Consider the following 14,656-nt stretch of genomic DNA (forward strand, 5'->3'; position numbering starts at 1 on the left):
AGGGGCTCGGGTGTCCGACGTCGAACTGGTGCTGCGCTCGACCCGCGTCATCACCCCCGAAGGCACGCGGCCCGCGTCGGTCGCCGTCGCCGGGGGAAAGATCGCCGCCGTCCTTCCGCACGACGCGGACGTACCGGCCGGCGCCCGGCTCGAGGACTTCGGTGACGATGTCCTCATGCCCGGCCTCGTGGACACCCATGTCCACGTGAACGACCCGGGGCGCACGGAGTGGGAGGGCTTCTGGACGGCCACCCGCGCCGCGGCGGCCGGCGGCATCACCACGATCGTCGACATGCCGCTCAACTCGCTGCCGCCGACGACGACCGCGGCCAACCTCCGCACCAAGCAGGACGTCGCCGCCGCCAAGGCGCACATCGACGTCGGCTTCTGGGGCGGCGCGCTGCCCGACAACGTCAAGGACCTGCGTCCGCTGCACGACGCCGGCGTCTTCGGCTTCAAGTGCTTCCTCTCGCCGTCCGGCGTGGACGAGTTCCCGCACCTGAACGGTGACCAGCTCACCGCCTCCATGGCCGAGATCGCCGGGTTCGGCGGCCTGCTCATCGTGCACGCCGAGGACCCGCACGAGCTGGACGTCGCCCCGCACAACAGCGGCCCCAAGTACGACGACTACCTCGCGACCCGACCGCGGATCTCCGAGGACGTCGCGATCAAGGGGCTCATCGACGCCGCCAAGCGGATCGGCGCCCGCGTCCACATCCTGCACCTGTCCTCCTCCGACGCGCTGCCGCTGATCGCCGAGGCCAAGGCCGCGGGCGTCAAGCTCACCGTCGAGACGTGCCCGCACTACCTCACGCTCACCGCCGAGGAAGTCCCGGACGGCGCGAGCGAGTTCAAGTGCTGCCCGCCCATCCGCGAGGCCGCCAACCAGGACCTCCTGTGGCAGGCGCTCGCCGACGGGACCATCGACTGCGTCGTCACCGACCACTCGCCGTCGACCGCCGACCTGAAGACCGACGACTTCGCCACCGCGTGGGGCGGCATCTCCGGCCTCCAGCTGAGCCTCTCCGCCATCTGGACCGAGGCCCGCGAGCGCGGCCACTCCCTCGACGACGTGGTGCGCTGGATGTCCTCGCGCACCTCGGAGCTGGTCGGCCTCGACGACCGCAAGGGCGCCATCGCCGCCGGCCGCGACGCCGACTTCGCGGTCCTCGCCCCCGAGGAGACGTTCACCGTCGACCCGGCCGAGCTGCAGCACCGCAACCGCGTCACCGCCTACGCGGGCAAGACGCTGCACGGCGTCGTGAAGTCGACCTGGCTGCGCGGTGAGCGCATCGTCGCCGAAGGCGAGTTCACCGCTCCCGCCGGCAAGCTCCTCGAAAGGAACAACTGATCACTGTGACGGCGATTCCCAGCTTCACCGGCGACGCGAACCCCTACGGCGGCGGAGACCCCTACGCCGACTACCGCACCGCCGACTTCCCGTTCACGCAGTACGCCGACCTCGCCGCGCGGCAGCTCGGCGCCGGTGTCATCGCCGCCAACGACGAGTTCTTCGCCCAGCGCGAGAACCTCCTCGTGCCCGAGCGCGCCGAGTTCGACCCCGAGCACTTCGGCCACAAGGGCAAGATCATGGACGGCTGGGAGACCCGCCGTCGCCGCGGCACCGGCGCGGACCACCCGTGGCCGACCGCCGAGGACCACGACTGGGCGCTCGTCCGGCTCGGCGCCCCCGGCGTGATCCGCGGCATCGTCGTCGACACCGCCCACTTCCGCGGCAACTACCCGCAGGCCGTATCCGTGGAGGCCGCGTCCGTCGAGGGCGCGCCCACCCCGGAGGAGCTGCTGTCGGGCGACGTCAAGTGGACGACGCTCGTACCGCGCACGGCGGTCGGCGGCCACGCGGCCAACGGCTTCGCCGTCGACGTGGAGCAGCGCTTCACGCACCTGCGCGTCAACCAGCACCCCGACGGCGGCATCGCCCGCCTGCGCGTCCACGGCGAGGTCGTGCCCGACCCCAAGTGGCTCGCCACGCTCGGCACCTTCGACGTCGTCGCCCTGGAGAACGGCGGCAGCGCCGAGGACGCCTCCAACCTCTTCTACTCGCCCGCGAGCAACACCATCCAGCCGGGCCGCTCCCGCAAGATGGACGACGGCTGGGAGACCCGCCGCCGCCGCGACCAGGGCAACGACTGGATCAGCTACCGCCTGGTCGCCCAGTCGCAGATCCGCGCCCTGGAGATCGACACCGCCTACCTCAAGGGCAACTCGGCGGGCTGGGCTTCGGTCTCGGTGCGCGACGGCGAGTCCACCGACGAAGCTGCGTGGGTCGAGGTCCTGCCCCGCACCCGCCTCCAGCCCGACACCAACCACCGCTTCGTGCTCGACACCCCCGCCGTCGGCACCCACGCGCGCGTGGACATCTACCCGGACGGCGGCATCTCCCGCCTGCGCCTGTTCGGCTCGCTGACCGACGAGGGCACGGCCCGCCTGACGGCCCGCCACCAGGAGCTCGGCGGCTGATCCCGTCCCTCCCGCAGACCCGCGCGGGGGCGCACCGGCCCGACAGCACCGGTACGCCCCCGCGCGCATCACGTCACGCCGCGTGCCCGCCGTCCACGGCGAACTCCGCGCCCGTGACGTACGTGGCCTCGGGGCCCGCGAGATAGGCGACCATCGACGCCACCTCGTCGGCCGTGCCGAACCGGTCCAGCGCGACGGAAGCCGTCTGGCCCGAGGCGTAAGGGCCGTCCGCCGGGTTCATGTCCGTGTCGATCGGGCCCGGGTGGACGATGTTCGCCGTGATGCCACGGCCGCCCAACTCGCGCGCCAGCGCCTTCGTCAGGCCGATCAGGGCCGCCTTGGTCGTCGCGTACACCGTCCCGCCGGGCCCCGGTACGCGCTTGGTCATGCAGGTGCCGACGGTGACGATCCTGCCGCCGTCGGACAGCCGTCCCGCGGCGGCCTGCGAGGCCAGCAGGACACCGCGCACGTTCACCGCGAGCGCGTGGTCGATCTCGGCGAGGGAGAAGCCCTCCAGCGGTCCGAGCACCCCCAGGCCCACGTTGTTCACCAGCACGTCGAGCCTGCCGAACGCCTCCGCCGCCCGCTCCACGGCACCGGCCGCCTCGTGGGCGTCCGCCGAGTCGGCGCGCAGGGCGAGGCCGCGCCGGCCCAGTGCCTCGATGCGGCGCACGACCCCCTCGGCCGCCTCCTTGCCGTTCACGTAGGTGACCGCCACATCCGCGCCCTCACGGGCGAGCCGCAGCGCGGTCGCCGCGCCGATCCCACGGCTGCCACCGGTGACGAGTGCCGCCTTGCCGTTCATGGGTCCTCCTGAAGTCATCGGTTGTTATGACTTCAAGTAAATGGACGGGGCGGCCCCTGGTGCTGGCGGCAAACGGACACCTATGCCGCCGCCCCCGGCCACGCGACAGAGCGATGCATTCCGGGTGCGGGGGCCAGGACCTCTCATGCGGACCGGGCCGGAAGCCCGAGCCGTCGCGCTGGGCGGAAAGCGCTGGCCCGGACGATCTTGCCGCGGGTACGGTGAGCCGCCCCCGTGCGAGCCGCCGCCGTCTCCACGTCCGCCGTACGCCGCCGGAGACCGCACCTTGACCACGCTCACCGTCACCGCGCCCCGCCGCGCCTGGCTCACCGACCTGCCCGTTCTCCTCGTGGCCGTCGTCTGGGGAGCCAGCTATCTCGCGGCCAAGGGCATCACCACACAGACCACCGTCCTCGCGGTGCTCGTGCTCCGTTTCGGCGCCGTCCTTCCGGCGCTCGCCGTGGCCGGACGGGGCGCGCTGCGCGGCCTGAGCGCCGCGCAGTGGCGCGGGGCGGGACTCCTCGGGCTGATCCTCGGCGGGATCTTCCTCCTGGAGACCTACGGCGTCGTCCACACCTCCGCGACGAACGCGGGCCTCATCATCAGCCTCACCATGATCTTCACGCCCCTCGCCGAGGCCGCGGTGACCCGGACCAGGCCGTCCCGGACGTTCCTCGCCGCGGCAGCCGTCTCCGTGGCGGGCGTCGTCCTGCTCACCCAGAGCGGCGGCTTCACGGCCCCGTCCGCCGGCGACCTCCTGATGCTGCTCGCGGCCCTCGCCCGCACCGTCCACGTCCTCGTCATGGCCCGGATGAAGTCCGTGCGGGGCGCCGACGCGCTGCCCTTGACGACGGTCCAACTGGGCTCGTCCGTCGTCGTGTTCGCGCTTCTGTGCGGAGTGCCGGGGACCGGCGCCGCACCGTGGGAGGCGGCCGCGGACTTCGGCGCGCGCGAGTGGGCGGGGCTCGTCTTCCTGTCCGTCTTCTGTACGCTCTTCGCCTTCTTCGTGCAGATGTGGGCGGTGCGCCGGACGTCACCGTCCCGGGTGAGCCTGCTCCTCGGTACGGAGCCGCTGTGGGCCGCGGCGGCCGGCATCGTCATCGGCGGCGAACGCCTGGGGCTGCTGGGCCTGTTGGGGGCCGCGTTCGTGCTGGCAGGGACGGCGTGGGGGCGCCGCGCCACCGTCTGAGACATCATCGAGCCACCGCCCGCGACGCACCCTGAACGGGCCCCGAGCGCGCCCCGGGCACGCCTGAATCGGCGCCTCCGATTGGTTAACTTCCGGAAAACTCCCCCGACTTGACATTGACACGACACGCTCTACGCGCGTCACACTAGGGGCCATGCGAATCCCCCCACGAATCGCCAGTGTCACTGCCCTCGCCGCCGCCCTGCTCATCGGCGGCCCCGTCCTCGCCGGCTCGGCCACCGCGGCCCCGGCCCCCGTCACGTACTCCGTGACCGCCGTCGGCGACATCTGCTACTCGGCGCTGCCCTCCCAGGCCCACGACACCCTCGACCTCATCGAGCAGGGTGGCCCCTACCCGTACGACCAGGACGGCGTCGTCTTCCAGAACCGGGAAGGCGTCCTGCCCTCGCAGTCCACCGGCTACTACCACGAGTACACGGTCATCACCCCCGGCTCCCCGACCCGCGGCGCCCGTCGCATCGTCACCGGTGAGCAGTCCCAGGAGGACTACTACACCGGCGACCACTACGCGACGTTCGACCTCGTCGACTACGGCTGCTGAGACGCCCCCGGTGACCGGCGCCGTCAGCTCTTGATGCTCTCCGACGCGGCGAACAGGGCGAACGCGAGCACGATCAACGCGATGCTCCCGTACACCTCGTAGCCGTCGAGGAAGCCGAGGTGCTGGATGACGCCCCAGCTCAGCCATCCGGTGAACTCGTGCAGCAGGCCGACCGCGCCCTGAATGAGCGCGATCGCGCCGATGAACTCCAGAACCTTCTTCATAGGTGACAACCTCGCCCCGCGGACCTCCCACGCACATCGGCCGCGGGGCGAGGCGCGTCCCGCCACACGACGCGACTTCCGGCGGAGCGCGCCTACCGAAGTAGCGGCCGCCGCGACTTTCGTCCACGGTCCGCTCCACGAGCCGGTCCCGGACGCCCCGGGTGCGTAGATTTGTCGACCATGGAGGTTCAGGAGCGGACAGGGACGACCCCACCGGGGGAGCGGTACCGGTGGCGGCGCAGGATGCTGCCCTCGGCCGTCGCCGACGAGCTCGACCTGGACCCGGACGGCCGCCCCGGCCGCAGGCGCCGCACCCTGCGCGACTGGGTCGTCGACTTCACCTGCTTCGGCGTCGCCGTCGGCATCGGCCTGCTCGGCGCCCACTCCGTCTCGAACGACCCGAACACCTCCGAGGGCCTCGCCGACCTCGACCAGTGGCTCGGCGCACTCGCCTGCGCCTCCGTGTGGCTGCGCAGGCGGTGGCCCATGGGCCTGGCCGTCGCGCTGTCGGCCGTCAGCATGGTGTCGAACAGCGCGGGCGGCGCCACCCTGGTCGCCATCTTCACCCTCGCCGTGCACCGCCCCTTCCGCTACGTCGCCTGGGTCGCCGGCGCCTCCTGCGCGCTGATCCCGTTCTTCTTCTGGATCCGGCCGGACCCGGACTCGCCGTACCTCTTCTCCGTCGCCTTCACGATCGTCCTGACGATCACCGTCGTCGGCTGGGGCATGTTCGTACGCTCCCGGCGCCAGCTCCTGCTGTCGCTGCGCGACCGGGCGCGGCGCGCCGAGACCGAGGCCGGACTGCGGGCCGAGCAGGCGCAGCGCCTCGCCCGCGAGGCCATCGCCCGTGAGATGCACGACGTGCTCGCCCACCGGCTCACGCTGCTCAGCGTCCACGCGGGCGCCCTGGAGTTCCGGCCCGACGCCCCGCAGGCAGAGGTCGCCCGCGCGGCCGGCGTCATCCGCGAGAGTGCCCACGAGGCGCTCCAGGACCTGCGCGAGATCATCGGGGTCCTGCGGGCCGACGACCACGGCGAGGAGTCGGGGCGGCCCCAGCCGACCCTGGCCGCACTGGACGCCCTCGTCGCCGAGTCGCGCGAGGCGGGCATGAAGATCGTCCTCGACCAGCAGGTCACCGCCCCGGACGCCGTCCCCGCGTCCGTCGGTCGCACCGCCTACCGGATCGTCCAGGAGGGCCTGACCAACGCCCGCAAGCACGCCCCCGGCGCCGAGGTAGGGGTGGTCGTCTCGGGTGCGCCGGGCGACGGCGTCACCGTCTCGGTCCGCAACCCGCCGCCCCCCGGCGAGGTCCCGCACGTGCCCGGCTCGGGCCAGGGCCTGATCGGCCTGACGGAACGAGCGACCCTGGCTGGCGGCAGCCTCGGCCACGGCGCCGCCGACGACGGAGGCTTCGCGATCGAGGCGTGGCTGCCGTGGCCCGGGTGACCCCTGCCCGCGGTGGGCGCCCGTGGACCAGGTGATCAACGCCTCGCTACGGTGGCCCCGATGGCGATGGCGATGGCGATGGCGATGGCGATGGCGATGGCGATGGCGATGGCGATGGCGATGGCGATGGCGATGGCGATGGCGATGGCGACGGTGACGGCTGCGGTACGACGGCGCGAAGGCGGAACGGGATGAACTCGGTGGAACCGATCAGGGTGCTCCTCGTCGACGACGACCCGCTCGTGCGCGCGGGCCTCTCGTTCATGCTCGGGGGCGCGCCCGGCATCGAGATCGTCGGCCAGGCCGGCGACGGCTCGGAGGTCCCCGCCCTCGTCGCCGAGACCCGTCCCGACGTCGTCCTCATGGACATCCGCATGCCGGACGTGGACGGGCTCGCCGCGACCGAGACGCTGCGGACACGGCCCGACGCACCCGAGGTCATCGTCCTCACCACGTTCCACGCCGACGAACAGGTACTGCGCGCGCTGCGCGCCGGGGCCGCGGGATTCGTCCTCAAGGACACCGCGCCCGCCGAGATCGTCGAGGCGGTCCGCCGGGTCGCCTCCGGAGCGCCCGTCCTGTCGCCGACCGTGACCCGGCAGCTCATCACGCGGGCCACCGACCCCGACCCGCAGCAGGACCGCAGGGCACGCGCGCGTGAACGGCTCGCCGAACTCGCCGACCGCGAGCGGGAGGTGGCCGTCGCCGTGGGCCGCGGCGCCGCCAACGCGGAGATCGCCGCCGAGCTCTACATGAGCGTCGCCACCGTCAAGGCTCACGTCTCCCGCATCCTCGCGAAGCTCGGCCTGAACAACCGCGTCCAGATCGCCCTCCTCACACACGACGCGGGACTCCTGGACGACTGACCCGTGCGGCACGGGTAAATTCACAGCGTGATCCGGGCGCGGGCGAACAGCGCCCAGGGTCCGCCGCACGGGGGAGGAAGACGATGGCCGGACCACGCCGGCGCACGGTGCGTGATCTCAGACGCAACAACCGCGCCACGGTGCTGCGCAAGCTCTACTTCGACGGGCCGCTCAGCAGACAGGAGCTGGGACCCCTCACCGCACTCAGCTCGGGGTCGATCAGCAACGTCGTCTCCGAACTCGTCGCCGACGGCCTCCTGGAGGAGGCCGGGTCGGTCGACTCCGACGGCGGCAGGCCGCGCACGCTCCTGCGCGTCACCCCGCGCTGTGGCCACCTGGCCGGCGTCGACATCGGCGAGACACGCGTACGCGTGGAGCTGTTCGACCTCACCCTGAACGAACTCGCGCGCGTGGACGCCCCGTTGCCCGACGGACACCATGACGCGCAGGACGTCGTGCGGATCGTCGCGGCCGGCCTCGCCCAGGTGCTCGGCGAGGCGAAGGTCGCCCCGGACGCCCTCATCGGCGTCGGCATCGGCGTGCCCGGCATCGTCGACGCCTCCGATGCGGGCGGCGCCGTCGGAGCCGTCGTGCACGGTCAGGCCATCGGCTGGGACGCCGTCCCCCTCGAAGCGATGCTCCGCGACTGCGGCGAACTCCCATCGGAACTGCCCCTGTTCGTCGACAACGGCGCCAAGACGCTGGGTCTCGCCGAGATGTGGTTCGGCGCGGGCCGCGGCGCCCGCACCGCCGTCGTCACCCTCATCGGCTCCGGCGTCGGCGCGTGCGTCATCGCCGACGGCGTCCCCTACCAGGGCTCGTCCGGCAGTGCGGGGGAGTGGGGCCACACCACGCTCCAGGTCGGCGGGCGCCGTTGCCGGTGCGGGGCGCGCGGCTGCCTGGAGGCGTACGTGGGCGCCGAGGCGCTGCTCGAACGATGGCGCGAGAGCGGCGGCCACTGGACCTCGACCGACGAGGAGGGGGCGCTCGCCGAACTCCTCGCCGACCCCGCAGCCGGTGAACTCCTCGACGAGACAGCCGAGTTCCTCGGTGCGGGCATCGCCGACCTCGTGAATCTCTTCAACCCGGAGCGCATCGTCGTCGGCGGCTGGGCCGGGCTCCTCCTCGGTCCCCGCCTCCTCTCACCGGTGCGGCAGGCGGCCGCCGCGTACGCCCTGCGCCACCCGTTCGCGCAGACCACGATCGAACTCGGGCGCCTGGGACCCGACGCGGTGACGGTCGGCGCGGCGACCCTGCCGCTCGCGCGTTTCCTCGCCGAGGGCGGCGCGGCGATCACCTCACGGGAACCGATCGCCGACGGCGCGAGTTAGATTCGGCAGAAGCCGAGGGCCAGAGTCACAGCGAGGGGCGGCGTCATGGGGGAAGCGACCGATCTGGGCGACTACGCGGGGTTCACGGCCGACCCGTATCCCGTCTACGAGGAACTGCGCGCCCGCGGCCCGGTGCACCGGGTGCGGCTGCCCAAGCCCGCCGACGACGGCGAGGCATGGCTGATCGTCGGGCACGAGGAGGCGCGCGCCGCGCTCACCGACCCACGCCTGGTCAAGTCCCCCGCCGAGCTGGGCTTCTCAGGCCTCGACGAAGAGCTGATCGGCGCCCATCTGCTGATCACCGACCCGCCGCACCACACGCGCCTGCGCTCCCTCGTCACCCGCGCCTTCACCGCACGCCGCGTCGAATCGCTGCGCCCGCGCATCCAGCGCATCACCGACGACCTGCTCGACGCGATGCTCCCGCACGGCCGCGCCGACCTCGTCGAGTCGTTCGCCTTCCCGCTGCCGCTCACGGTCATCTGCGAGCTCCTCGGCGTCCCGGACATCGACCGCGCCGACTTCCGGCGCATGTCGAACGAGGTGGTCGCGCCGAGCGACCGCGACGGCGAGTACGCGACGTTCGTCGAACTCGCCGCGTACCTGCGCGACCTGATCGAGGACAAGCGGGCGTCGGCCCCCGCGGACGACCTGCTCAGCGCCCTGATCCGCACGACCGCGGAGGACGGCGACCGGCTCTCGCCCGACGAGCTGTGCGCCATGGCCTTCATCCTCCTCATCGCGGGCCACGAGACGACGGTGAACCTGATCGCGGGCGGCGTACGCGCCCTGCTGACCCACCCCGACCAACTCGCCGCCCTCCGCGCCGACATGACCCTCCTCGGCGGCGCCGTCGAGGAGATGCTGCGGTACGAGGGTCCCGTGGAGAACGCGACGTACCGCTTCACCGTCGAGGACACCGAGGTCGGCGGCACGGTCATCCCCGGCGGCTCCGCCGTCCTCGTCGGCCTGGCCGCCGCCGACCACGACCCGGAGCGCTTCCCGGAGCCGGACCGCTTCGACATCCGGCGCGACGCCCGGGGCCACGTCGCCTTCGGGCACGGCCTCCACCACTGCCTCGGCGCACCCCTGGCCCGCCTCGAAGGACAGATCGCCCTGCGCTCACTTCTCGACCGCGCCCCCGCGCTCGCACTCGACGGCCCGGCGGACGACTGGCTGCCCGGCATGCTGATCCGCGGCGTGCGAAGCCTGCCGGTCCGGTGGTGACCGACGCCCCCGCGCTCGGCACGGCAGGCCGGGCGTACCCGCCCCCGCCGACCTGCCCGGAGGTCTCCATGACCGCACCACACGACAACGACAGCCCCCAGGAGCTGGACCTCGCCCTGGCCGCGAAGCTCCTTGACGCCCAGCCGTTCAGCCGTCTCGTGGGCGCCCGGCTCACCGCGTTCGGCGACGGCGCGGCCACCATCGAGGTCGACATCAGGCCGGAGCTGCACCAGCAGAACGGGTTCCTGCACGGCGGGGTCCTGTCCTACGCCGCCGACAACGCGCTGACGTTCGCGGGCGGCACGGTCCTCGGCGCGGCCGTGCTCACCGGCGGCTTCTCCATCCAGTACGTCCGCCCGGCCACGGGCCGCACCCTGATCGCCCGCGCCCAGGTCGTGCACGGCGGCCGGCGCCAGGCCGTCGTCCGCTGCGACCTGTCGACCGTGGACGAGGACGGCACGGAGAAGCTGTGCGCCGTCGCCCAGGGCACGATCCTGCCGGTGGCGCGGGGCTGAGCCTGCCGGTCGCACGGAGCTGCGCCTGTCGGTCGCGCACGGCTGACCGGCTGAGCCGACGGCGCTCCCGGGAGTTTTGTTCGAGGGCTGGAAACCCTTGACACCTGCGTTGCCGCACACCCATAGTTCTCGCCGCTGAGCGCAACGACGTTGCGCTCAGCGCACCGAACCGGAGTGAGAACCAGGCGTCAGGAGGAGCGGGCGATGACCGAGAACGGCCCGAAGACCGGTGGACCCGGAGTCCTCCAGGGCGCCGATCGCGCCCTGCTCGCGCTGCTCTCCTTCACGGAGCGCCGCCCCGAGTGGGGCGTGAGCGAGATCGCGAGGGAACACGACTGGGACAAGGCCGTCGCCCAGCGCATTCTCACCACACTCACCGCGCGCGCGTTCCTGACCTGTGACAGTACGACACGGCGCTACCGGCTCGGGCCCGCCGTGTCCCGGCTGGCCCGCGTCGGGGAGCACAGCGGCGTCCTGCCGTCCCTGGTCCGGCCCGTCCTCGCCGGCCTGCTGCGCGAGACGGGCGAGAGCGTCGTCCTGAACGTGCCCAACGGCAGCGGCTACCGTTGTGCCGCCGCCGTCGACGGCACCGGTCCCGTCCGCTACACGGCGATAGTCGGCGCCCTCATGCCCGGCCACGCCGGAGCCTCCGGACACGCGATCTTCGCCCACTACCCCGAGGCGGAGATCCGGCAGATCTTCGGCGCGACCCCGCTCCAGCGCTTCAACGACCACACCGTCACCGACTTCGACGACCTGCTCCGCGTCTATGGCGACGTACGGGAGAAGGGCCACAGCGTCAGCCTCGGCGAGTACGACGAGGCGGTCGCGGCCATCGCGGCACCGGTGTTCCAGGCCGGCACCGTCGCCGCGTCGCTCACGGTCATCGGCCCCTCGCACCGCATCGTGCGCGCCGCCGACCGCATCACCCGGCTCGTCGTCGAGGGAGCGCGCGAGGCCACGGCCGCCTTCGGCCCCTGACGCCCTCCCGCCGCTCCCGGCCGGCCCGGACCGCTGTCCCCGGCAGGTCCGGCCCCGAACCACAATCGCCACACCCGCCGCATCAGTCCCCCATACCCGCATACCTGTCCCCGCGTCGTGCGCCGCCCCGCGCACGCCGCCCGGTCCCGCCTGCCCGCAAAGGGGTGTCCCGTGTCGCACCACACCTCAGTCACCACCGCCCACGCCGAACCACCACCGGGGGACAGCCCCGGCTCCGGACACCCCCGCGTCCGTGAACCCGTCGTCCTCGTCGTGCTCGCCGCGCTGTCCGTCGTCGGCGCGCTCATCGGCGCCGACCTCGTCGCCAAGCTCGGCATCTCCGCCAACACCTCCGTGGTCGGCGCCCTCATCGCCATGCTGGTCGGCCGCATACCCGTCGCCGGGCTGCGCAAGATGCGCTCGGTGCACCGGCAGAACCTCGCCCAGAGCGCCATCTCCGCCGCGACCTTCGCCTCGGCCAACGCCCTGCTCACCTCGGTGGCGGTGCCGTACGTCTTCGGCCGCAAGGACCTGGTGTGGCCGATGCTGGCGGGCGCGTTCATCGGCCTGCTCATCGACACCTGGGTGCTCTACCGCGCGTTCGGCTCCCGGCTCCTGCCCGCCGACGCGGCCTGGCCGCCCGGCACCGCCGCGGCCGAGACCATCAAGGCCGGAGACAAGGGCGGCAAGCGCGCCCTCGTCCTGGGCGCGGGCACCCTCGTCGGGCTCGGCGGCACCCTCCTGAACCTGCCCCTGTCCGCCGCCGGTGTCGCCTTCCTCGGCAACGTCTGGGCCCTGCTGATGTTCGGCGTCGGCCTGGGACTGCGGGAGTTCAGCCCCGACCTCTTCCACACGGACCTCGGCGCGGGCTACGTACCGCACGGCGTGATGGTCGGGGCGGGTGTCGTCGCCCTCGGCCAGGCCGTCCGGCTGCTCATGCGCCGCCGCCCCTCGCGGACGACCGCCCCCATCGCGCCCCAGGTGCCCGCCGGCCCCGCCGCGGATCCCACGACCGCGTTCACCGTCGACGAGAGCACGCTGCGCCGCACCCTTCTGCGGGGCTACGCCCTGTTCACCGGCGGAGCCGTCGTCCTCGCCGTCGCGGGCGGACTGATCGGTGACATGAGCCCCCTCGGCCTCGTCGGCTGGGTCCTGTTCGCCGCGTTCGCCGCCCTCGTGCACGAGCTGATCGTCGGCCTCGCCGCGATGCAGTCGGGCTGGTTCCCGTCCTTCGCCGTCACTCTGATCTTCCTCGTGTTCGGCCTGCTCATCGGCATCCCGTCCGTGCCGCTCGCCCTCCTCGTCGGCTACGTGTCCGCCACCGGTCCCGCCTTCGCCGACATGGGCTACGACCTCAAGGCCGGCTGGCTCCTGCGCCGCGACCACAGCCCCTGGGACCCCTACGAGCGCGAGGGCCGCCGCGAGCAGTTCCGCGCCGCGCTCATCGGCTTCGCCGCCGCCCTCGTCGTGGTCGCCGTCCTGTGGCAGTCGTACTTCCGCCAGGGCCTGATCCCGCCCGTCGCCAAGGTGTACGCGGACACGGTCAAGCACGGCCTGGGCGACCCGGGCGTCCTGCGCACCATGCTGCTCTGGGCGATCCCCGGAGCCCTGATCCAGCTGCTCGGCGGCCCTCGCCGGCAGATGGGCGTGATGCTGGCGACCGGCCTCCTGATCCTCACCCCGAACGCCTGCTGGCTGGTCCTCGCCGCGCTCGCCGTGCGCGTCGTCTACCGCAGGATCCGCGGACCCCGCGCGGACGAGGAGCTCAACCTCGTCGGCGCCGGCCTCATCGCGGGCAGCTCACTCGGCGACTCGGCCCAGATCGTCAAGGCCGGCTGAACGCCCTTTCCCACCACAGCAGTTCACGCTGTACCGCAAGTGCAAGGAGAAATACCCCCATGGAGATGTTCAGCCGCCTCGAACCCCGCGGCGAGTACCTGAGCTTCGAACTCGCCCTCGCCGCCCGCAAGCTGGTCGAGCAGGTCATGCTGGTCAAGCCCGGTGAGCACGTCGTCCTGACCGGCGACACCAGCAGCGACCGCCGCGTCGTCGACGCGACCGCGCAGGCCGTCGCCGCGGCGGGCGCCCACCCCGTCGTCGTCTGGTACGAGACGATGCCCAGCTCCTCCATGGAGCCGCCGCGCCCGGTCGCCGGTGCCATCGCGGACGCCGACGTGTGGATCGAGTTCGCGGTCTCCTACGTCATGCATTCGGACGCCTTCCGTACGGCCATGGCGAACGGCTGCCGCTACACCAACCTCACGGCCATGGACGTCCACATGCTCGTGGCGACCGTGGGACGCCCCGACTTCGACGGCGTCATCCGCCTGGGCAAGGCCCTCGTACGCCTCCTGGAGCAGGCCGACGAGGTCCGCATCACCTCCGCGAACGGCACCGACATCACCGGCCGCAACGGGGACCGGCCCATCAACCTGCGCGGCAAGCCCGCCGAGAAGCCCGGCGAGACGGTCATGCTCTCGGGGCAGATCTCCTGGAACCCCTTGGAGGAGACCCAGGACGGCGTCCTCGTGTTCGACGGCGCGCTGTGGCCGCCGGACCAGCTCGGCCTGCTGCGCTCCCCGGTGCGCTGCACCGTCGAGAAGGGCGTCGTCACCAAGATCGAGGGCGGCCAGGACGCGGACGTCTTCCGCCGCTGGATGGAGTCCTGGGACGACCCGAACATGTACCGCGTCGCCCACTGGTCGCTCGGCTTCAACCCGGGCGTGCTCGCGCCGACCGGCCGCATCGTCGAGGACGAGCGCGTCTTCGGCTGCGTCGAGCTCGGCATCGGGACCAAGGGCGCCTGGATCGGCGGCGAGCCCTGGGTGTCCGCCGCCCACACCGACGGCTCGGTCCTCGGCCCGTCGATCTACCTCGACGGCGAGTGCATCGAGCGCGACGGCGTGTACGTGCACCCCGAACTGGTCAAGATCTGCAAGGAGTTGGGCGTCGAGGGCTACTGACCGACCCCACCGGGGCGCCCTTCGCGAGGGGCGCCCCGCCTCCAAGTACGACCTCCTGGAGCCAGC

15 protein-coding genes are annotated in these 14,656 nt (G+C 72.7%); 13 read left to right on the top strand and 2 right to left on the bottom strand.

From position 1 onward, the window contains the following. Positions 1-10 precede the first annotated feature (10 nt). Together allB and alc are read left to right on the top strand one after the other, a co-directional pair. A complete protein-coding gene (gene allB, locus LGI35_RS34035) occupies positions 11-1,351 on the top strand; it encodes an allantoinase AllB (RefSeq protein ID WP_227298118.1) in 1,341 nt (446 codons plus the stop codon). 5 nt (positions 1,352-1,356) lie between these two features. Further along, positions 1,357-2,481, top strand: a complete 1,125-nt coding sequence (gene alc / locus LGI35_RS34040; protein ID WP_116508148.1) for an allantoicase — start codon at positions 1,357-1,359, stop codon at positions 2,479-2,481. Between the two features lie 73 nt (positions 2,482-2,554). Here the strand turns inward: alc and LGI35_RS34045 are convergent, their stop codons facing one another. Further along, positions 2,555-3,286, bottom strand: a complete 732-nt coding sequence (locus tag LGI35_RS34045) for an SDR family oxidoreductase (protein ID WP_227298119.1) — start codon at positions 3,284-3,286, stop codon at positions 2,555-2,557. Between the two features lie 286 nt (positions 3,287-3,572). Between LGI35_RS34045 and LGI35_RS34050 the strand changes: the two genes are divergently transcribed. Further along, a complete protein-coding gene (locus tag LGI35_RS34050) occupies positions 3,573-4,475 on the top strand; it encodes a DMT family transporter (protein WP_227298120.1) in 903 nt (300 codons plus the stop codon). 154 nt (positions 4,476-4,629) lie between these two features. Next, a complete protein-coding gene (locus LGI35_RS34055) occupies positions 4,630-5,037 on the top strand; it encodes a guanyl-specific ribonuclease (RefSeq protein ID WP_227298121.1) in 408 nt (135 codons plus the stop codon). A gap of 23 nt (positions 5,038-5,060) precedes the next feature. Here LGI35_RS34055 and LGI35_RS34060 read toward each other — a convergent pair whose 3' ends face one another. Beyond that, entirely contained in the window at positions 5,061-5,261 is a 201-nt protein-coding gene (locus LGI35_RS34060) for a hypothetical protein (RefSeq protein ID WP_227298122.1), read from the bottom strand. Between the two features lie 180 nt (positions 5,262-5,441). Here LGI35_RS34060 and LGI35_RS34065 point away from each other — a divergent pair, with 180 nt between their 5' ends. From LGI35_RS34065 to LGI35_RS34100, 9 genes are all read left to right on the top strand, one after another. Continuing rightward, positions 5,442-6,707 (top strand): histidine kinase, encoded by a 1,266-nt coding sequence (locus tag LGI35_RS34065; RefSeq protein ID WP_227298123.1) that lies wholly within the window; start codon positions 5,442-5,444, stop codon positions 6,705-6,707. Between the two features lie 60 nt (positions 6,708-6,767). Continuing rightward, positions 6,768-6,902, top strand: coding sequence for a hypothetical protein (locus LGI35_RS46190; RefSeq protein ID WP_264484693.1), 135 nt, complete (start codon positions 6,768-6,770; stop codon positions 6,900-6,902). Further along, entirely contained in the window at positions 6,899-7,573 is a 675-nt protein-coding gene (locus tag LGI35_RS34070; protein WP_227298124.1) for a response regulator transcription factor, read from the top strand. Before LGI35_RS46190 ends, LGI35_RS34070 begins: the two co-directional genes overlap by 4 nt. Positions 7,574-7,656: 83 nt before the next feature. After that, positions 7,657-8,904, top strand: a complete 1,248-nt coding sequence (locus LGI35_RS34075) for an ROK family transcriptional regulator (RefSeq protein ID WP_227298125.1) — start codon at positions 7,657-7,659, stop codon at positions 8,902-8,904. Between the two features lie 45 nt (positions 8,905-8,949). Beyond that, a complete protein-coding gene (locus tag LGI35_RS34080; protein WP_227298126.1) occupies positions 8,950-10,131 on the top strand; it encodes a cytochrome P450 family protein in 1,182 nt (393 codons plus the stop codon). Between the two features lie 68 nt (positions 10,132-10,199). After that, positions 10,200-10,646 carry a PaaI family thioesterase gene (locus tag LGI35_RS34085; RefSeq protein ID WP_227298127.1) on the top strand — a complete coding sequence of 149 codons (447 nt, stop codon included), beginning with the start codon at positions 10,200-10,202 and terminating at the stop codon, positions 10,644-10,646. Positions 10,647-10,850: 204 nt separating this feature from the next. Further along, entirely contained in the window at positions 10,851-11,627 is a 777-nt protein-coding gene (locus tag LGI35_RS34090) for an IclR family transcriptional regulator (RefSeq protein ID WP_227298128.1), read from the top strand. A gap of 171 nt (positions 11,628-11,798) precedes the next feature. Beyond that, entirely contained in the window at positions 11,799-13,466 is a 1,668-nt protein-coding gene (locus LGI35_RS34095) for an OPT/YSL family transporter (protein WP_376220627.1), read from the top strand. Between the two features lie 59 nt (positions 13,467-13,525). Continuing rightward, positions 13,526-14,590 (top strand): 2,5-dihydroxypyridine 5,6-dioxygenase NicX family protein, encoded by a 1,065-nt coding sequence (locus tag LGI35_RS34100; RefSeq protein ID WP_227298129.1) that lies wholly within the window; start codon positions 13,526-13,528, stop codon positions 14,588-14,590. Positions 14,591-14,656: the final 66 nt, after the last annotated feature.

The sequence above is a fragment of the Streptomyces longhuiensis genome, from assembly GCF_020616555.1.
In the GTDB taxonomy this organism is placed as follows: domain Bacteria; phylum Actinomycetota; class Actinomycetes; order Streptomycetales; family Streptomycetaceae; genus Streptomyces; species Streptomyces longhuiensis.

Bases quoted from the DNA above. Each gene is read 5' to 3' on its own strand.
- LGI35_RS34075 (WP_227298125.1), top strand. From the start codon at position 7,657: ATGGCCGGACCACGCCGGCGCACGGTGCGTGATCTCAGACGCAACAAC.
- LGI35_RS34045 (WP_227298119.1), bottom strand. From the start codon at position 3,286: ATGAACGGCAAGGCGGCACTCGTCACCGGTGGCAGCCGTGGGATCGGC.
- LGI35_RS34060 (WP_227298122.1), bottom strand. From the start codon at position 5,261: ATGAAGAAGGTTCTGGAGTTCATCGGCGCGATCGCGCTCATTCAGGGC.
- LGI35_RS34100 (WP_227298129.1), top strand. From the start codon at position 13,526: ATGGAGATGTTCAGCCGCCTCGAACCCCGCGGCGAGTACCTGAGCTTC.
- LGI35_RS34055 (WP_227298121.1), top strand. From the start codon at position 4,630: ATGCGAATCCCCCCACGAATCGCCAGTGTCACTGCCCTCGCCGCCGCC.
- LGI35_RS34065 (WP_227298123.1), top strand. From the start codon at position 5,442: ATGGAGGTTCAGGAGCGGACAGGGACGACCCCACCGGGGGAGCGGTAC.
- LGI35_RS34090 (WP_227298128.1), top strand. From the start codon at position 10,851: ATGACCGAGAACGGCCCGAAGACCGGTGGACCCGGAGTCCTCCAGGGC.
- LGI35_RS34080 (WP_227298126.1), top strand. From the start codon at position 8,950: ATGGGGGAAGCGACCGATCTGGGCGACTACGCGGGGTTCACGGCCGAC.
- LGI35_RS46190 (WP_264484693.1), top strand. From the start codon at position 6,768: ATGGCGATGGCGATGGCGATGGCGATGGCGATGGCGATGGCGATGGCG.
- LGI35_RS34070 (WP_227298124.1), top strand. From the start codon at position 6,899: ATGAACTCGGTGGAACCGATCAGGGTGCTCCTCGTCGACGACGACCCG.
- LGI35_RS34085 (WP_227298127.1), top strand. From the start codon at position 10,200: ATGACCGCACCACACGACAACGACAGCCCCCAGGAGCTGGACCTCGCC.